The following is a 19531-nucleotide window of genomic DNA, read 5'->3' as shown; positions in this document are numbered from 1 at the left end:
CGGTCTTCACCCTCGACGAAACGCCCCATGACCGGCCCTCTTATATCGAGCCGATTCTAGCAAATTTGGGGCCCTTTTTACACAGTCTGGACCCAACCTCGTCGTTCCAAGACCACCTTCCAATTCTCCGAAGCAGCCGCTCACGTAGATGGAGCGCCCAATCCCGACAGCAGCGAAAAACGTGCCATTGTCCCTTCGTGACCAACGCGGACGTTTCGGAACCATGAATCTGGGCGATTTTAGAGTTTGTGCGTCGCGCCGTCGGCTGTCTCGACCCTGATGTCGGAATAGCGGCACGCGCCTCGGCGGCGCTGAAAAGGCGTGATCGCCAACAGCCAGATATGGGTGATTGCCTTCGCCGGCCCTCCGATATGAGCGGCATAGTCGGCGACTTGCCGCGCTTGCGGCGCGCCCTGGCGTCTGCCTTGCTCGTAGAGCCCGCATCGGTTACGGCTGACGATCTCGATCTCGGGGCGCTGCTCGAGCCATTCCGTTGTGCGCTCAGCGGAGCGGGTCCCCAACGCATCGACGCCGGTCCGGCGCTCCAGGTCGACGACAATCGTCCCATAGTTGAAGCCGTTGCGCTGGCTCCAATCGTCAATGGCGACGGCGCGGAGAGGATTGCCGCCGCCATTCACCTCGGATGCCGCTTGAGGTGCCGAAAAACGGTTGTGCGGTTGCCGCCATGCCCAAACGCCCAAGCAGCCTTTCTCTGACGCGGCCGCCAGCGGCATGACCAAAGAGCCTCACGAGCTTGCCGAGACGGCGCGTTCGCCGCGAAAAGGCGGCAGCGCCCGTCAACTTCTCGACGAAGGTTTTCTGCCCGCATTCCTCATTGCGGCGTCTCCAGAGGCCTGTCCGCAGCTGGACGATCACCGGCGCCCTGGAGCGGCAGATCGTGCAGGCGCCGGACGCGCCAACTGTGCCTCAACGTCAATTGCATCGCGCAACTCGGGCAAGATCGCGCCCCGGTTCCCTGGGCCGACACAAGCCGGCGTCCCTCGAAAACTTCGACTCCAGGCGCCTCGATACCCGGCCCAAACGACAATTTCGCTTTCTTTTCCATGCCCGATCATGCCAGAAAGCGGCACCTGAACAATACTAACCACGCAAAATGAAGCAACCCCCCTCAATAGTGAATGAAGGACGCGGCGCGCGGGCTATTTGGGCTGTCCCGCTTCGCATCTAACGCCAACCTCGACAAAGGACAGGGCGGCTGTACATCAATTTATCGAGCCGCATTTGGCTTGTACCCAAACCTCGGACTTTGCTACATTCCGCCGCAGAGGATCTGGTTTGAATTATGCATTTCGAGCTTCGGCAAACTGAACCGTCTCTCTCGCCGATAGGATTTTGAATGGCGCATAAGCTTAATCTCGGACTGGGCTTTAGCTTTGAGCAGCTCTATACCGTCGACGGGACGGCTGCGATCGATCAGGCGTTCATCAAACATCTGGCCGAAAGCGACGTTGCGCTTCACGATCGTTTGGCGGCCGGACGTGCGGACCCCTCGTCCCTCGACGCCAAAAGCCAGTCGGATCTGATCATAGACGTGGCGCCGCATGTCGAGGACTTTATCGGCCGGCTCTTCGGAATATCCGGCGAGATTTCGGCGATGCGGGCGCGCCACGATGAACTGGCGCCGATCTATACGGTCAAGCGGCTGTTCGTACAGCGCCGTGCGGTCAAAGGCGTCGAGCCGGAAGAGGCCGAGGCTATCGACGGACCAGCGGTCCGGGCCGACCTCGAAAAGCTGTTCGGCGAACCGCTCACCGAACTCAGCTACGCGTCCCACGTGCAGAAGTGGCTCGACGCCGACGACGGAGCGAACGAAGCTGCGCTTGACCTAGCGGAGAGCTACGCCGCCTGGGCGACGCTTTCCGAAGCAGGCCACGCGATTCACAAGTCCGGCGTATTGTTCAAAGTGCCGCACAAGCTCAATCCCGAACATCTCGTTCCGATCGAGACCGAAGTGGTCGACGGCGTCATTCAGGCGCATCTGCCAAGAAACCATTGGCGGCATCGCGAAGGCTTCGCGCTGACCGATCACGGCATGGATCTGCGCGGCGCGCTCGATCAAGCCAATTACTGCATCTGGTGCCACAAGCAGGGTAGGGACAGCTGCTCCACCGGATTGAAGGACAAGGAAAAGCCAGGCTTCAAGGGCAGCGCTTTCGGCGTGCCGCTCAACGGCTGTCCGCTCGAAGAAAAAATCTCCGAGATGAATCTGGTGAAGACACGCGGCTTCGTGGTCGGCGCGATCGCGATCGTCACGGTCGACAATCCCATGTGCGCGGGAACTGGGCACCGCATCTGCAACGATTGCATGAAGTCCTGCGTCTACCAAAAGCAGGAGCCGGTCGACATCCCGCAGGTCGAGACGCAAACCCTGAAGGAACTGCTGTCCCTTCCTTGGGGTTTCGAGATCTATTCGCTGCTGACCCGCTGGAGTCCACTCAATCTTCGCCGTCCTGTGCCGAAGGCGGAGACCGGCTACAAAGTGCTTGTCGTCGGTCTCGGACCGGCGGGCTACACGCTGTCGCATCATTTGATGAACGAAGGTCACAGCATCGTCGCGGTCGATGGATTGAAGATCGAGCCGCTCGATCCGGCTTTGTCCGGCGTCGAAAAACACGGCCTCCGGGTGCCGTTCGAGCCGGTCTACGACGTGAAGGGCTTGATCGAACCGTTAGAGACGCGGTCCGGCGCTGGCTTCGGCGGTGTCGCGGAATATGGCATCACTGTCCGCTGGGACAAAAACTTTCTGAAGATAATTCGCCTGCTGTTGGAGCGCCGCAGCCAGTTCACCATGATCGGCGGCGTTCGCTTCGGCGGCACGCTGACCATCGATAAGGCCTTCGAACTCGGCTTCGATCATATTGCGCTTTGCGCAGGGGCAGGGCGTCCGACAGTGATCCCGATGAAGAATGGCTTGGCGCCCGGCGTCCGGCAGGCATCGGACTTCCTGATGGCCCTGCAATTGACCGGCGCCGCCAAGGCGGATTCGATCGCCAATCTGCAGATCCGCCTGCCCGTTGTGGTGATCGGCGGCGGCCTGACCGCGATCGATGCCGGCACCGAGGCCTTGGCCTACTATCCCGTGCAGGTCGAGAAATTCCTGGTCCGCTACGAAACGCTTGTCGCCGAACATGGCGAGTCACTGGTCCGTTCAGTCTGGTCGCCGGCCGAGCAAGAGATCGCCGACGAATTCATTACACATGCGAGAGCCATCCGGCAGGAGCGCAAGGCCGCTTCGGCGGAAGGACGGAAGCCTCGTATTACTGATCTCTTGGAGCAATGGGGCGGCGTGGTTTTGGCCTATCGCCGCCGTCTGATCGACGCGCCGAGCTATACCCTGAACCATGAAGAAGTGGCTTTGGCCATGCAGGAAGGCATCCGCTTCGCGGAGGGCCTCACGCCCGAGCAGGTCAAGGTCGACCGCTGGGGCGCGGCGGAAGCTCTGGTTGTATCGCGCAAAGCGGCCGACGGAACCAGCGAGCAGGTCGCGCTGCCCGCGCGCTGCATCATCGTGGCGGCGGGAACCCAGCCAAACACGGTGCTCGGCCGCGAAGACCCCGACAATGTCGTCCTCGACGGCCGCTATTTCCAGGCCTACGGCGAGGACGGCTCGCCCGTCAGCCCGGAAAAATCCTGCAAGCCCGACACCGTTGATGTGTTGATGAGCGCGCGGCTCGACGGAAGAGCCGTGAGCTTCTTCGGCGACCTGCATCCGAGCTTCGCCGGCAATGTCGTGAAGGCCATGGCCAGCGCGAAATTGGGCTATCCGGTCGTCAGCCATAAAATGACGTCGATTCCGCATACGGTCGTGACGCCGGCGATCCTCGCCGCGGCGATGAACGAGGGGTTGCGGGCCACCGTGCAATCGGTCGAACGCCTGACTCCGACAATCGTCGAAGTTACGGTCCGGGCGCCCTTCGCGGCGCGCGCCTTCGAGCCGGGACAATTCTATCGCTTGCAGAACTTCGAAGCCTTGGCGCCCCGTACCGGCGGCACGACGCTCATGATGGAGGGCCTAGCGCTGACCGGCGCTTCGGTCGACAAGGAGAAGGGTCTTCTGTCGACGATCGTCCTCGAAATGGGTGGTTCGTCGGACCTCTGCGCGCATTTGAAGCCGGGCGAGCCTGTCATCTTAATGGGACCGACGGGCGAGCCGACCGAAACGCCGCCGGCTGAGACCGCGCTGCTTGTCGGCGGCGGTCTCGGCAATGCGGTCTTGTTCTCGATCGGGCAAGCGCTTCGCGCGGCGGGATCGAAGGTTATCTATGTCGCCGGCTACAAACGTCTGATCGACCGCTACAAGATCGAAGAGATCGAGCGTGCGGCCGATGTCATCGTGTGGTGCTCGGACGAAGCCCCCGGCTTCAAACCGACCCGGCCGCAGGATTCGACCATCGTCTGCAATATTGTCGAAGCGATCGAGGCCTATGGATCGGGTAAGCTGGGTACGCCGGCGATCCCGCTCGACGAGGTCGATCGCATCATTGCGATCGGGTCGGACGGCATGATGAACGCCGTGGCCAAGGCGCGGCATGGTGTGTTGAAGCCGCTGCTGAAAGCGTCTCACGCCGCGATCGGATCGATCAACTCGCCGATGCAATGCGCGATGAAAGAAATCTGCGGGCAATGTCTCCAGCTTCATCGCGATCCGAGCACCGGGGCCGAGACGGTCGTGTTCTCCTGCTTCAACCAGGATCAGGCGCTCGACCGTGTCGATTTCGCCAGCCTTCGCCAACGTCTCTCGCAAAACAACGTGCAGGAGAAGCTGACAAAGTTATGGATCGACCGGGCTCTGCGTCAATTGGGCTGGCGTGAGCACCTCGCAGCTGAGTGAATGCGGAGTTCAGGCCGGCGCTTCGCTGATTGCGGGCGCCCGCGCCCGAGGTCTTCGTGCCCGCCATGACCCCGCGCAGGCAGCTTCGCAATGCCGACCAGCTACGCCGCCCGCGCTGGCCCCGAGGCCATCAATGCACTAACATTGAAACTGGACCCGTTAATGGGGGTCGATCAGGATCAAAGCTGCGGCGCATTCGGTTGTCCCGGGAGACATACTGACGATCGCACTTTGAAAGGCAGCTCCGCATTTGCGGGTCGTCGCACCGGGGCTTCGACGCGATGCCTATCTGGAAGCAAAAACTCCTATTTCAAGAATTGACCACCGCAAACTCGCCCCCTTTAAGGACACAGAAAAAACTTGGCGGCCCTGACGAAAAAAACAGCTTGCGAGTCTCAACGGCTGGCGTTTAACTTAAGGCAGCACGCAACGTCCTTGCGGCGGCCCTGCAAAGGGATTAGCACACCGATAATCACGTTGGCGCGGACCGAGTGCGCCACCGGGAGGCAGTTATGACCTTTGTCGTGCTCGATAATTGCATTAAATGTAAATACACAGACTGCGTGGAGGTCTGCCCCGTCGATTGTTTCTACGAGGGCGTGAATATGCTGGTCATTGATCCGGATGTATGTATCGACTGTGGTGTTTGCGAGCCAGAATGTCCGGCCCAAGCGATTAAGGCCGATACTGCCAAGAACCTTGGTATTTTCCCCAAGCTCAACGCCGACATGGCGAAGATCTGGCCAAATCTTGCGTTCAAACGTAAGGCCCTGCCAGAGGCTGCGGAATTCGATGGCAAGAAGAATAAATATGAGGCCTATTTCTCAGCGGATCCGGGTGAAGGTGGCGCTAAAGGCGCCAAACCCACCAAAAAGAAAAAGGCTGAGTGAATATGGTGTGCACCCCGTTTGACGGGACGCCTGGCCGGTTGAGTTAAGCACTAAGACAGATGAGCTCCCGAAGCGATTGGAACTTGAAGGCCAGCGTGCGGGTGAATCTCACAATAGTTCTTCGAACCAGCCGGGTAAGTTGGCAAGGATCGCACCTGCGTCCGGCAAGACCGCAAGGCAAGCGTGATCGCGCTTCTGGGTTTTGACGAAGCTTTCAGACATGCCATTGTTTTCAGCTGGGATGACGCCAAAGCGTGCGCCGTGTCGGCGGACCACAATTTCCGGCGCGGTGTCCCTGCTTTTATTCGCCTGCATATTGCGGCGACGGCCGTCTGAAACCCCTTCGAATAGTAATCGACCCACGCGGACTCCTAATGATGATGTCTTATCACGCGGTAGTTAGCACACCGATAGCCTGCGAATAAACGCGGTCTGTATGACGGTGTCGTTGTGGCCCGGAAAAGCCCGGTTCTGAGTCGGGTGTTCCGGCGGCCGCACGGGGTCGCCTATTCTTAGAGCATGATGCCGAAAAGTGGAAACCGGTTTTCGGACGACATCATGCTCTAACTCTTGGAGGAGAGGCGGATTCAGACTTTGGACGGAATCGCGTTGCGATTCCGTCCAAAGTCATCCGGCTCTAGGCCTCCTAATCAAGATCGATAACGGCGTAACGGTCTGGAGAAGTTTTAAACTAACAGTGAACCGGGATCACCCCAGAGGGGCAGGCCAAGCAAAGCCTTCCGAGAACCTCGAGCATATCAACATCGCGCGGATCGACGCGGCGCAAAGTGAGATAGACCTCGCCGCCTATTTCCTGACCGATTGGCCGGTGATCCTGGCGCCGCCGATCGTGGCTTTGCGATCCGCATCTGTCTTGAGGGGCGCCCGCGCCCCGCGAGTCTGTCGCCCTGCTTTTTGCGCACCATCGTACATCCGACGCCGACGGCCCCGGACGTTCCACGCCTGACGCGCCGTAGGATCGAAGCGCATGGCCAGGCTGATTGCGGCGAAGCCAGCTCCACCCGCGCCGGCCGCCGTAAGGTTGGTCGTCGCCCCGCTTCGCTAAACCCGGGTTTCGGTCAATGGGTCGACGGTGCGCCAGCCGATCAGCGCGACCGCGCTGCCTTCGTTCACGCTGCCGCCTGGACGGACGACATCAAGCGTCGAAGCGAATACGAGCGCGGCTCGATCGCCCGCGCCGGCTCTGTCGTCGCCGGGATCAGCCCCCGAAAATCACCCGACGGAAACGGCGCGCCGCCACGGCGAAATAGACCGCGCCAATGATGATCATCGCAATAAGCGGACGCCAGACGAGCGTGACGTCGGCGCCGCGGAACAGCACCGCCTGCGAAAAGGAGACGAAATGCGGCGTCGGGCTGATCGTCTGCATGACGTGCTGAAGCCAGACCGGCATGCTTTCCATCGGCGTGCTGCTGCCGGAAAGCAATTGGGTAACCATCAGCACCGGCATGGCCAGCAATCCAAATTGGCCCATCGTGGTCGTCAGTGTGCCGAGCATGATGCCAAGCGCAGCCACGACAAGGGCGTAGATCGCCGCGCCGACCAGGAACAGCAGCAGCGATCCGGCGATCGGCGAGCCGATCCACCAGTGCACGACGAATTGCAGAGAAAACATCGCCGCGACCAGGATGACGAGGCCGTTGGCGATCATCTTCGCCAGCATGATCTCCGTCGGCACGACAGGCATGACCAGGAGGTGCTCAACCGTGCCCTGCTCGCGCTCGCGGATCAGGGCGGCGCCGGTCAGGATGACGGTGAGAAGCGTGATCTGGTTGATGACCTGCGTCATTGCCGAGAACCAGGCGGTCTTCAGGTTCGGATTGAAAGCTGCGCGCAGGACAAGATTGATCGGCGTTGCCCTCGCACCCTCCTTGCCGGCGATAAACGCCTGGATCTCGTTGGCGATCGCGGTTCTCAGAAAGCTCGCGCCATTGCCGGCCTGAGCGACCGCCGTCGCGTCCACGTTGATCTGGATGCCGGTCTTGCGCTGGGCGCGGATATTCGCCTCGAAATTGGGCGGGATCTCGACGATGAAGAGGAGCTTGCCCTGATCCATCATCGGGTCGATTTCCGACGCCGTGATCTGCACGGGCGGTTGGAAGGTCGGACGCCTCAGCCCCTCGGCGATCTGCCGCGACAAGTCCGAGCCATCCTCGTCCACGACGCCCACCGAGAGATTGGTCGCTTCGGTCACCGCCCCCGTGGCGACCGTGTTGACTGAGATGCTGAACGCGTAAACGACGAGGATCAACATCGTCGGATCGGCCCGGATGCTGCGCAATTCCTTGATCACGAGGCGGTAGATATTGACGACATGATCGGCGAAGGACAGAGGCCTCGATTCAGCAAGATGGGGCGTCGGATGAGCCGGGAGCGACGTCATCTCACGCTTCCTGTTTGCTCAAAAGGCGAAGCGAAAGGGCGAGGAACGCGAGCGCGATGATTGTTATCGCGGCGACGTTGCGCCAAAGGTCGAGCATCCCGAGGGCCTTAGCGAACACGCCAACCGTGATCGGTTGATACCAGGCCGACGGGAAGGATAGCCCGAGGATCTTGGCGCCTCCGGACAGGGAAGAGACCGGCGCGAAGAGCCCGGAGAAGTTCACCGCCGGAACGATCGAAAGGATAGCCGTCGCGAAGACGGCCGCGACCTGGGTGCGCACAAAGGATGAAATGAGCTGGCCAAAGCCGGTCGTCGCAAAAACATAGACGAAGGTCCCGATCAGCAAAGTGAGGAATGGCCCCTTGATCGGCACGCGAAAAACGAAGATCGCCATGAGGAACAGGACGACGAAATTCATCATTGCGACGGCGACATAAGGGAGCTGCTTGCCGATGAGGAACTCGAATTTGGTGATCGGGGTCGAGCGGAAATTGGCGATCGAGCCGGTCTCCTTTTCGCGCACGACCGCGATCGCCGACATGATCGCCGGGATAAGACACAACATCAGCATGAACACGCTTGGCACCATGGCGTTCACGCTGAGGAAGGCCTGATTGTAGCGGAACCTGGTTTCGATATTGTTGCTGCTCCAAGCGTTCGCCGTTCCAGGTCGACGCAGCTGACGCTGAAGCTCCTCGCCTTGCTTCGTCACGACTCCATTGACATAATTCTTCGCCGTCTCGCCGCGGAACGTCATGGCGCCGTCGACCGTCGCGTCGACGTCCGGCCGCCGCTTGCTCAAGAGATCGCGACCGAAGCCGGGCGGCACTTCCACCACGATCTGCGTGTTGCCGCTCTTGAGCCGCCGCTCCATCTCTTCGGCGGACGTAATCGGCGGCTGCATAGAGAAATAGCGCGAGCCCTCGAAGCCCTGAAGCAGTTCGCGACTCTGGGGCGTGTCGTCTTGGTCGAAGGCGGCTGTCTGCAGGTTTTCGATGTCGAAGGAGATGCCGAAGCCGAAAGCAAACATGAGAATGATCGGACCGACAACAGCGAAGGCCATGCGAATCGGATCGCGCAGGAGTTCGACCGTTTCGCGACGCGCATAGGCCCAGAGCCGCGCAAGATCGAAGCGCCTCGGCGGCGCAAGCGCCTCCGCCTCGACGGTTTCAGATCCGGCCGCGGCGGCCTCGATCTTTTTCGACCGATCGATCCCGGCCGCGTCCGCGAGATATCCGACGAAGCAATCCTCAAGCGAGTCGCTGCCGCGCTCCTCGACGAGTTCCAGCGGCGGCCCGACGGCGAGCACTTTGCCCGCGTGCATGAGCGAGATGCGGTCGCAGCGCTCGGCCTCGTTCATGAAGTGCGTGGTAATGAAAATCGTCACGCCATCGTCGCGCGAGAGATCGATCAGCGTGCGCCAGAACGAATCGCGCGCGATCGGGTCGACGCCCGACGTCGGTTCGTCGAGAATGAGAATGGCCGGTTCGTGCAGGACGGCGACAGCGAGCTGAAGCCTCTGCTTGATGCCGAGCGGCAAGCTGTCCGGCCGGGCGTTGACGACGGCCTTCAGATCGTAGCGCTCGATGAGGTCCGCGATCCGGCCTGCGATCTGTTCCCGGGGCAAGTGATAAAGCTGCGCATGCAGCTCCAGATTCTGGCCGACCGTGAGCTCGCCGTAGAGCGAGAAGGCCTGGGTCATGTAGCCGACGTTGCGCCGGGCCTCCATGTCGCTCGACCCCATCGGCTGGCCGAACAGCTTCGCCCAGCCGCTGGTCGCGGGCAGGAACCCCGTCAGCATTTTCATCGTCGTCGACTTGCCGCAGCCGTTGGAGCCGAGAAAGCCGAAGATCTCGCCGCGGGCGATCTTGAAGCTGACGTGATCGACTGCGATGAAGTCGCCGAATTGCCGCGTCAGGCCCTCCGCCTCGATCGCCGGAGTCTCGTCGGGCGAAGCCACGCGCGGACGCACGACGACCTTCTTGTGCAAAGCGCGTTTGGCCTCCGGCATCAGCGCAATGAACGCCTCGTCGAGATTGGGCTCGCCGGTCTTTGCGAGAAGCTCCTTCAACGCGCCGGTGGCGATGATTTTGCCATCGTCCATCGCCATCAGCCAGTCAAAGCGCTCGGCTTCGTCCATATAGGCGGTCGCGACAATGACGCTCATTTGCGGGCGTCGCGCGCGGATGCTGTTGATGAGATCCCAGAATTGGCCGCGCGACAGCGGATCGACGCCGGTCGTCGGCTCGTCGAGGATGAGAAGATCCGGATCGTTGATGAGCGCGCAGCAGAGGCTGAGCTTCTGCTTCATGCCGCCGGAGAGCTTGCCCGCCGGCCGGGCTTCGAACTTCTCCATGCCGGTTGCGCTCAGAAGGTCGGTGATCCGGGCTCGTCGCTCGTCCGCGCCCTGGCCGAAAAGACGGCCGAAGAAATCGATGTTCTCGAACACGCTCAGCGTTGGATAGAGGTTGCGGCCGAGGCCTTGCGGCATATAGGCGATCCGGCCGCGGATCTCCCAGAGATGGTCTGGATCGGCGACGTCGCCGTCGAAAACGAGGATCTCGCCGCTCTGCATTTTGCGGACGCCCGCAATCAGAGCCAGCAGAGTTGATTTTCCGACGCCATCAGGCCCGATGACGCCCACCATGATCCGCGCGGGTATGTCGATCGTGACGCCATCAAGCGCGACTGAGGCGCCATAGCGGTGCGAGACATTCGTGATCCTGGCGATGCTTTCTTTGCTCATTCGGCGTCGCGGGATTTGGAGCCGGGCGCCTCGGCTTCCGGCGCTGCAGTTTTGGCGCGCCCGGGCTTGGGCGCTTTATCCGCAGGGAGCTTGATTTGCAGGTCGTGCGGCCAAGGAGTCGACGGGTCCGTGCGCACGAAACCCATGCCGCGCAACCCGGTTTTCACCTTCGTGTAGAATTTCCGCAGGACCTGCGGATCAAGCTTAAGCTTGACGCGGAACATCAGCTTCGCGCGTTCGTCCTTGGTTTCAACGGTCTTCGGAGTGAACTGTGCGTCAGCGGCGACGAAACTGACGGCGGCCGGAATGACATAATCCGGCACCGCGTCGAGCACGATGCGCGCCTCGCCGCCGATCTCGAGTCTGCTTGCGACGGCGGCAGGCAGGAAAATGGTCATGTAGACGTCGGTGAGGTCAAGGATCGTCACGATAGGCGCTCCCGCTGCGACAACCTCGCCCGCGCGCGCGAGCTGATATTGCACCCGTCCGCTTCTGGGCGATGTGAGCGTGAGGTCCTGAATGATCGACTCGATTCGCTCGACCTCGGCTTCCGAGTTCTTGATCGAGGACTTGGCCTGATCGCGCTGCGAGGTGAAGCTCTTCACCGCGGCGTCGGCCGCATCAAAATTGCGCTTGCGCTGCTCGAAGGCCTGCTTTGTGATGGTCCCGGTCTTCATGAGCTCTTGTCCGCGCTGGTAGTCGGATTTGGCGAACTCGAGAGCGCTCTGTCGCGCAACAATTTCGGCTTCGGCTGCGATGAGCGCGTCCTTGGCGCGCTGCACATCGGCTTGGGCCGCGCGCAACTGCGCTTCATATTCCGGCGAAAAGACTCTCGCTATGACTTGGCCTTGCGTGACGCTGGAGCCTTCCTCCACCATGACCTCGGCCAAGCGGCCGGCGTATTTCGATGAGACGTCGACTTGGGTGGCTTCGATCCGGCCATTCGTCTTAGCGATGCTCGCTGGCAGTTTCTCTCGGCGCAAGCGAGAGATCAGATTGCGGATCCCGGACTGAGCCCGCGCGGAAGAGACGAACGCGTCGCTGCCCGACTGTCCTCCGTCGCCAGTCGAGGGAAGCGGAGCCCCGAGGCCAATCAGAAAGGCGAAGGCCGCGGCGGCGGGCAAACGAAAGGAAATGGCGGTTTTCCCGCGCATGATGCCCGCTTCCGGCGTCACGCCGGCGGGACCCGGAACCGAAAATCTGGACAACCGCCGTCCTCGTTTCGCAATTCGGAGTGAACGTTGCAATTTGCAGCCGCCGCCTTCATCGGTCGCCCACGGCATCTTTTCTACTAGGCAGACGCGCCTATGTTGTAAAGATCCAAGTGGGGAGAAAGCGATGAGCGCGACAGACAATCGTGAGAACGGCTACAAGACGCGTGGCGAAGATGAACCGACCCCTCAGGGCAAGCTGAGCAACAAAGCTTACGAACGCGAGCTCGCGCGAGTCCAGGCCGAGCTTGTCAAGCTTCAGCTCTGGGTCGTGCACAAAGGCCTCAAAATATGCGTCCTCTTTGAAGGCCGAGATGGCGCCGGCAAGGGAGGAGTCATCAAGGCGATCGCCGACCGCGTGAGTCCGCGCGTCTTTCGCGTCGTTGCGCTGCCCGCGCCGACGGATCGAGAAAAGTCGCAGATGTATATGCAGCGTTACGTCCCCCATCTGCCGGCCGCGGGCGAGATCGTGATCTTCGATCGAAGCTGGTACAATCGCGCCGGAGTCGAGCGGGTCATGGAGTTTTGCTCGATGGAGGCGGTCGAGCGTTTTCTCGGAGTCGCGCCGGAAATGGAAAAGGCGATCGTCGAATCGGGCATCGTGCTTATCAAATATTGGCTGGAAGTGAGTCCCGAGGAGCAGACTCGCCGCCTGGAGGCGCGCATCAACGATCCACGAAAAATCTGGAAATTGTCGCCTATGGATCTGAAATCCTACGATCGCTGGATTGACTATTCTCAAGCCCGCGACGACATGTTCAAGGCGACTGACACGCCCTGGGCGCCATGGCATGTCGCGCGCTCAGACGACAAGAAACGCGCGCGGCTCAACGTTATCTCGCATCTCCTGTCGCAGATCCCCTATGAAGATCTGCCGCGAGACAAGCCGAAACTGCCGAAGCGGCGGAAGACGCACGGCTACAAAGACCCGAATTATCCCTATAAGCTCGTGCCGGAATTGGAATGGGTTTCCGCATGAAGCATTTTCGCATGATCGTTGGTCGACAGTTGTTTGTCGTGAACGTAAAAGCAAAATCGGGTTATTGCGCTCCCGTTCTTCCGCGTTTACACTTATCTTTCTGAAGGAAGTCTCGTCATGCTTAGGATCAAGCTGTTTCCTCTTGCCTTAAGCCTCGCCTTGGCGATCGCCGACTTCAATCCGGTCCTCGCGTTCCCCATTGCGCCACAAATCCTCGGCGCGGCCACCGCCACATCCACCCCCGATATCGATTTTGTGCGGTTCGGCGGAGGAGGCGGAAGGGGTGGTGGGCATCGTGGGTTTGCCGGGCACCGCGGGATGGGTGTCGCTGGCGGTGGACATGGCTATCATCGCGGGGTGGGCGTAGCCCATCGCGGATATGGCATTCGTGGCGGCGGCATGCATCGCGGATACGGCGCCCACGGCGCAGCGGTGGGTCGCCATCGCATTGGCGGCCGCTATTACGGTGGCGTCTGGTATGGGACAGGACGGCGCTTCTGGCGTGGCCGATGGTGGCCCTACGGCGTCGGTTCCTGTTGGCGCGCGAGCCCCATCGGATACGTTTGGATTTGCGGATAAGGCAACAGGCGCCTTCAGAGGGCCCGGCTTGCGTAAGCAGCTGAGTCCGCGCCGGAGCTCAAGCAATGTTCGCCCGGTTTGGGATCCTGACGAGCCTTAAGGGCTACAGGCCCGAGTGGCTCGGTCGAGACGCGACGGCGGGCCTCGCCGTCGCAGCGGTAGCCGTGCCAAGTGCGATCGCCTATCCAGCGATCGCCGGTCTACCGCCCGAGGCAGGGCTTTATTCAAGCATTCTCCCGCTTGTCGGTTACGCTTTGCTTGGCCCGTCGCGTCAGTTGATTGTTGGTCCTGACGCGCCGACGATGACCGTTCTGGCCGCCGCACTCGTAGATGCCTCGATGAATCTGCCGGCCGACCGCCTCGCCGCGGCTTCGGCGCTCGCGCTGGCCGTCGGCATCTTCTGTATTGTCGCCAGCAAGCTTCATCTCGGCGTAATCGGCGTCTTTTTGTCGAAACCAATCCTTGTCGGCTTCATCGGCGGCGTCTCAATTTCGATCCTTGTAGGTCAGATCGGACGATTGACTGGCTTGCGGATCGAATCCGAGGGGCTTTTCCCGCCATTCGTCGAGCTCTTCCAAAAAGCAGGATCGATCCACTGGCTTTCCGTTGTGATCGGAATCGCGATGTTCGTCATTCTGCAGCTCATGACCCTTTGGCGCTCGCCGGTGCCGGGACCAGTAGTCGTTATTGTAATTGCAGCCGCGGCCTCTGCGATCTTCGACTTTGAGAAGATGGGTGTGGCGGTGGTGGGGAACCTGCCCCGATCGCTGCCTACGTTTTCCCTTCCTGACGTGATGAATTTGCCCCTGGGAGAGCTGTTGCTCGATGCCTTGGCGATATGGCTGGTGAGCTTCGGCTCAGGCATCGTCACGGCGCGCAGTTTCGGCGCGCGCGGCAAGTTCGCGGTGGACGCCGACACGGAACTCGTCGGATTTGGAGCCGCAAATATCGCATCGGGGCTATTTGGCGGCTTTCCAGTGACCGTTTCCGATTCGCGCACCGCCATTAACATGACTGTTGGCGGCAGGACACAAGTGTCGAGCATCGTTGCGGCCCTCACTCTCACGGCGGCGCTCCTCTACTTGAACGACGCTCTCCGGGTTTTGCCGGTTCCGGCGCTCGGAGCAATTCTTGTCGCCGCCGCAATCAGCCTCATTGATCTTGCGGGCCTGCGCGAGATCTGGCGCGTCAGCCGGATGGAGTTTGTCTTCGCCCTCATTGGCATGTCGGGTCCGATTAGCCTTGGCGTCCTGAAGGGCGTCGTAATCGCTGTAGCGGCGACCCTCTTGTACACGCTGCTCAAGGAAATGCGGCCCCGCGACGCGATGCTTGGCCTCATCCCAGGCCAACATGGCTTCTACAAAATGCACAGGTCAAAGCCAGCGCGACCGATCCCAGGACTGGCGATTTGCTTGATCGAGGGCAGTCTTCTCTTCTTCAATGTTGACTATGTGAAGGCGCGCCTCACGGCTATCGCGGACGGTTTGTCCGATACGCGTTGGTTCGTGCTCGACGCCAGCGCCATCGTCCAAGTGGATTCGACGGCGGCGGCAATGCTCGACGAGGTGTGCGGCATGTTTGCCGAGCGTGGCATTGCATTCGGGATAGCCGAGTTGCACAGCGAACCCATGGATCTTCTGAAACGGGCCGGCCTGCTGGAGAAGATCGGAAAGCCGATGATCTTCGAAGACCTCGAAGAGGCGTCCACTGCATTCACAAACGACAGCGCTTCTAAGTAAACTCTTGCAGGAGGATGACGCGGATTTATCGCTCGTTGGACGCCCGCTTTTGGCAATGCTCCTGATGCAGGTTTTTTTCCTGCACGTGGCCAGCTAAAGAAAGACCGTTTGAGAATGAGATTGCGGACGTTTTGCCGGCGCGATTCAAGCTTGCGATGTAGATCCATCAAATGCGTCGACGGCCAGAAGGGGTTTCGAGGTTTTGCTCCGCCGATGGGTCGTCGAACGCACGTTCGGCTGGATGACCCGCTGGCGGCACCTCGTCCGCGATTATTAGAAGCGGATCGACGTCTCCAAGGCGATGGTCCTTGTCGCTCTCCGCAGCCTCTATGGCGACGCATCGTTCACTGAGCCATTATTAAACACGCTCTTACCGACCAACAGAAGGTCGGCTATTCGAGGTTGCTGACCCAAAGCGGTCTGGCCGCTACGGCCAGTTCTCGGGTGTCGAGCGTGAGGGCGCCGAGTTTTCCTCTTGGCCAATTAGGGCCGAGAGGCGAAAGGCGATGGGACACTCGGAATACGACCCGGGCGCCAAAGAGCGCCGTCCATGGAATGCAGGTCGGAAACTTGGCGCGAAACGCGCGCTGAAGCCACAACAGGTCCGGGCCATCAGGTTCTGGCTCGATCGAGAGCAGCGGCTTCGCGACCGGGCGATGTTCGATCTCGCAATCGACGCCAAGCTCCGCGGGTGTGACGTTGTCAAGGTCAAGATCAAGATCAGCGACCTCGTCAGCGGCGGCCGGGTTCGTACACGCGCGACCGTTATTCAGCGGAAGACCGGTCGCCCCGTTCAGTTCGAGCTCCTTGAACCTGCTCGCGGCAGTATTCTGGCATGGCTCGAATGGCGCGGCGGCGCGCTCGACGACTTCGTCTTTGCAAGTCGTATCGATCAAGCCGATCATATCAGCACGCGGCAATATGCTCGCCTCGTCGACGAATGGGTAACCGGGATCGGATTACGCCGGGAGGACTATGGGACGCATTCGCTTCGCCGAACCAAGGCATCCATCATCTATAAACAGACAAGCAACTTGCGTGCCGTGCAAATATTGCTCGGGCATACTAAAATCGAAAGCACCGTTCGATACCTCGGCGTCGATGTAGAGGATGCGCTCGCCCTTGCGGAAGGCACGGAGGTGTAGCGATTCAAGGAACTCCTCGACCTCCTTGCCAAGGAGTTCCATCTATCCCTGCAAATGCGTGCTCCGAAGTGCGCCCGTCCCGGCCCTTCGGTCCAAACGGCGCCGCCGCCCCGAAGCTGACGTTCGGCACAAATCGGACCCAGGAACTTTGAGACGCATTGACAAAAAGCCGCGCAGCTTCACCATGCGGTTGGGGAGACGAGCATGGCGGAGGTCGCAACTACGCATCGGCCGAATTCCGGGGCGAGCGGCTCGCGTCCTCATTGCCGGGATCGCGATAAGACTTGGACTCGTGGCGCCTGCGGCCGCGCGACAGCTCAATGCCAGTCTGAACGAAGATCCGTTCACGGCAATTTAGAAATCGCTGCCGACTTGCAAAAAGGCGGCCGTCACATGGGAGCGACTCCGTCGATCGGAAGCTCTCCCAAACCTGACGTATGCTCATTTCCCCGGCTTCGGAGGCGCGAATGCGGATTCCCTTAAATCAAGCTATGAGAACTGCACTTTTGTTGGCCGCCATGGCTGCGGCGTCGGTTTCTTTTGCGGCGACGGCTCACGCGGGATCTGGATCCCGCAGAGCGATTAACGCGGATGTCGCCGGCGTCAGGAAGGGCGCCGTCCTCGTCAACATCGACAAGACAAGTCAAACAATGACCGTTTTTTTGGGCGGAGTAGGAAAATATCAATGGCCGGTGTCAACTGGCCGGCTGGGATATTCAACTCCGTCAGGAACCTATACCGCCACCTCGATGAACGAAATTTGGTATAGCAAAGAGTGGGACAACGCCCCCATGCCCCATTCCGTTTTCTTTATTAAAGACGGTCACGCCATCCACGGCAGCTTTGACGTAAGGAATCTTGGCAAGCCGGTCTCGCATGGCTGCGTGCGCATCTCGCCCAAGAATGCCGCCACACTTTATGCGCTGGTGAAGGAGAACGGCCTGGAGAATACGCATGTTACGGTAACCGGGGTTAGCCCGGGCGGCGAGTACGGGACCGCCGGGGCTCAGGCAAGCCCGCGCTCGGATTTTTTCGCTCCTTTATTTGGCGCTCCTTCTGGATTTCAGGGTCGCTAGATGTTTAGTCCGGGCATTTGATGGAGCTGACGGGGGCAAACGGGGATGTGGAGACGCGCGAGTGTGAGACGGTCTCCCAAGCCAAACTGGAACGAACCATACAAATAAGCGTTCAAATCAAACGACGTCTTTTCTCTGATCCTTACAAGAGGTGTTGAATAGCCTGGTAGGAGGTGTGTTATGGACATTAAAAGCATCTTGCTTGTAGCCGGAACCGCCCTGTTCACGCTCACCGCGACCGCTTCAGCCGGTCCTATGAGCGTATCGAGCTCGAAGCTTATAACACCACCAATACAGATCGAGCAGGCCCGCTATTACCATCGGCATCACTATAGGCACTATGGCTGGCGCCCTGGCTGGCACGGATACGGCTACCCTTATGGGTATGGAACCGGGTTAGCGGCCCTCGGGACCGCGCCTCTGATGACTGGCCGAAGCGCTGCGGTCTCCGGGAATTATTGCGCGACTCCCGTGAAGACGTGCTTGCTCTATGAGCCGGGATGGCTTGGGACTGGCTGTTCTTGCAAGGTCTACGGCGGCCACGCGCGGGGACTTGTTGAGTAGAGTCTAGCGATGGCGAAGGATACAGAAGCTTCGACAAGACTGCGGCGGAGACAGGACTCGGGCGCAGTCTTTTTAAATGCGCTCTCATAGGCAAAAAGTGTCAGGCGTTGCCAATAACGAACGCCTTAAACGGAGGATGTTTGCGATGAGGATGATGACGGTTCATGGATTCGCTGCCGCGGCATTAGGTGCGGCGCTAGCAGTAGGGCTCGGCGCTCACGCTCAAGCGGCTGCCCCCGCGAACTATTCACGAGCCTGCATGGAAATTGTAGCGTCCAACGGCTTCGCTGCGTCCAACAGCTTCGTGGAGAAGGCGGTTTATGGGACCGCCCGTCGTTCGGTGCGCCGCACCGCTCGCCGGACAGTCCGCCGCCACAGCTACTGAACCACTAAGATGATGGCCGCCGAGCGCGGCGGGTCAAAAAGCGAGTGTCGAGCGTAGCAAGCGGCTGCAGGCGAGGGCCTGCAGCCGCTTGCTACAGCTTCATCGATGACGCCCTTTGGCGCGCACGAGGCTCCGTGGCAAAAGCCCGACATATTTTCGTTAAAGACTTGGTTGGGCCCATCGGCGCGGATATTTTGCGTTTCTAAGGAAAAACAGGTTTCGCCCAGCACGCAGGGTGTCATGAGGCAAATTTTCGACTTTGTGAAAACGACGGTGGTCGGTGGCGCTGTCTTCTTGCTCCCCTTCGCTGCGGTTCTTCTCGTTGTCATCAAGGCGGGCAAGATGGCTGTCGATTCCGCGACGCCACTCGCGGAAAAGCTGCCAATTTCAAAGGGCGAGGCGGTTCTCGCCGTTTATGTCGTAGGGACTTTTTTGCTTGTGCTAGTGGCCTTCGCCGCTGGGCTTTTCCTGCGTTCATTTAGAATTGAAAAGGACGCGGCCTCCTTCCTTGAAGAGAAGGTCCTAAACAAACTGCCCCCCTACGTCGCCGTTCGTAAATACGCTGATCGCTTGGCAGGGTTGGAGGTAAAGACAAACGAAGACCTCAAGTCGGTCCTGGTGCGCATGAACAGTGGATTGCGGCTTGGGTTCGTTGTCGACGCGTTCAACGATGGCCAAGTTGCCGTGTTTATGCCCGGCGCGCCTGACCCTTCGTCGGGAGTGGTGCAGATTGTCAGCGCCGACCACATCACTCCTCTCAATATTTCTTGCCGAGACGCACTCGCGTGCCTCGAGCAGTCCGGGCGCGGCCTTTCGAATCTCTTGGCAAGATCGTCCTTTGAAAGGCAGAATCTGAACGCCGACGCAGCCCCCCTAAGCGATTAACTATCGGCCCCGAATTCAGCGGCGACCCAATTTAGGCCAATTTCAACGTCCACGCGCTCTATTTTGGTGGGACGCA

At 60.2% G+C, this 19531-nt stretch carries 13 protein-coding genes and 1 pseudogene; 8 read left to right on the top strand and 6 right to left on the bottom strand.

Going from position 1 to position 19531, the window contains the following annotated elements:
- Positions 1–239: 239 nt before the first annotated feature.
- Positions 240–638 (bottom strand): transposase, encoded by a 399-nt coding sequence (locus DL86_RS18815; RefSeq protein WP_202899209.1) that lies wholly within the window; start codon positions 636–638, stop codon positions 240–242.
- A gap of 719 nt (positions 639–1357) precedes the next feature.
- Here DL86_RS18815 and DL86_RS13590 point away from each other — a divergent pair.
- Together DL86_RS13590 and fdxA are read left to right on the top strand one after the other, a co-directional pair.
- Positions 1358–4852, top strand: a complete 3495-nt coding sequence (locus DL86_RS13590) for an FAD-dependent oxidoreductase (protein WP_036262478.1) — start codon at positions 1358–1360, stop codon at positions 4850–4852.
- Positions 4853–5364: 512 nt separating this feature from the next.
- Positions 5365–5742 carry a ferredoxin FdxA gene (fdxA, locus tag DL86_RS13585; protein WP_036262476.1) on the top strand — a complete coding sequence of 126 codons (378 nt, stop codon included), beginning with the start codon at positions 5365–5367 and terminating at the stop codon, positions 5740–5742.
- Positions 5743–5850: 108 nt separating this feature from the next.
- Here the strand turns inward: fdxA and DL86_RS19915 are convergent, their stop codons facing one another.
- From DL86_RS19915 to DL86_RS13570, 4 genes are all read right to left on the bottom strand, one after another.
- Positions 5851–6105: a hypothetical protein gene (locus DL86_RS19915; protein ID WP_156964649.1), complete on the bottom strand. Its 255-nt coding sequence runs from the start codon at positions 6103–6105 to the stop codon at positions 5851–5853.
- Positions 6106–6961: 856 nt separating this feature from the next.
- On the bottom strand, positions 6962–8146 hold the full coding sequence (locus DL86_RS13580; RefSeq protein WP_036262474.1) for an ABC transporter permease: 1185 nt from the start codon (positions 8144–8146) through the stop codon (positions 6962–6964).
- 1 nt (position 8147) lies between these two features.
- Complete coding sequence (gene rbbA, locus DL86_RS13575; protein ID WP_036262472.1) at positions 8148–10892, bottom strand: ribosome-associated ATPase/putative transporter RbbA; 2745 nt, start codon at positions 10890–10892, stop codon at positions 8148–8150.
- Positions 10889–12100: an HlyD family secretion protein gene (locus DL86_RS13570; RefSeq protein WP_245276375.1), complete on the bottom strand. Its 1212-nt coding sequence runs from the start codon at positions 12098–12100 to the stop codon at positions 10889–10891. The genes rbbA and DL86_RS13570 overlap by 4 nt, the downstream gene beginning before the upstream one ends.
- A gap of 130 nt (positions 12101–12230) precedes the next feature.
- Between DL86_RS13570 and ppk2 the strand changes: the two genes are divergently transcribed.
- Complete coding sequence (gene ppk2, locus DL86_RS13565; RefSeq protein WP_036262470.1) at positions 12231–13082, top strand: polyphosphate kinase 2; 852 nt, start codon at positions 12231–12233, stop codon at positions 13080–13082.
- Between the two features lie 147 nt (positions 13083–13229).
- Here the strand turns inward: ppk2 and DL86_RS13560 are convergent, their stop codons facing one another.
- Entirely contained in the window at positions 13230–13487 is a 258-nt protein-coding gene (locus DL86_RS13560) for a hypothetical protein (RefSeq protein WP_156964648.1), read from the bottom strand.
- Positions 13488–13726: 239 nt separating this feature from the next.
- Between DL86_RS13560 and DL86_RS13555 the strand changes: the two genes are divergently transcribed.
- From DL86_RS13555 to DL86_RS13535, 5 genes and pseudogenes are all read left to right on the top strand, one after another.
- A complete protein-coding gene (locus DL86_RS13555; protein WP_036262465.1) occupies positions 13727–15400 on the top strand; it encodes a SulP family inorganic anion transporter in 1674 nt (557 codons plus the stop codon).
- A gap of 187 nt (positions 15401–15587) precedes the next feature.
- Positions 15588–15674: pseudogene (locus DL86_RS20300) on the top strand (IS5/IS1182 family transposase); the annotation flags it as partial.
- Positions 15675–15906: 232 nt separating this feature from the next.
- Positions 15907–16545 carry a tyrosine-type recombinase/integrase gene (locus DL86_RS19345; RefSeq protein ID WP_084572916.1) on the top strand — a complete coding sequence of 213 codons (639 nt, stop codon included), beginning with the start codon at positions 15907–15909 and terminating at the stop codon, positions 16543–16545.
- Positions 16546–17012: 467 nt separating this feature from the next.
- On the top strand, positions 17013–17621 hold the full coding sequence (locus DL86_RS13540; RefSeq protein ID WP_051953423.1) for a L,D-transpeptidase: 609 nt from the start codon (positions 17013–17015) through the stop codon (positions 17619–17621).
- Positions 17622–18675: 1054 nt separating this feature from the next.
- Complete coding sequence (locus DL86_RS13535) at positions 18676–19455, top strand: DUF502 domain-containing protein (RefSeq protein WP_036262454.1); 780 nt, start codon at positions 18676–18678, stop codon at positions 19453–19455.
- Positions 19456–19531: the final 76 nt, after the last annotated feature.

Source organism: Methylocapsa aurea, from assembly GCF_000746085.1.
In the GTDB taxonomy this organism is placed as follows: Bacteria; Pseudomonadota; Alphaproteobacteria; order Rhizobiales; family Beijerinckiaceae; genus Methylocapsa; species Methylocapsa aurea.
This window is presented reverse-complemented; position numbering and strand designations above follow the sequence as displayed.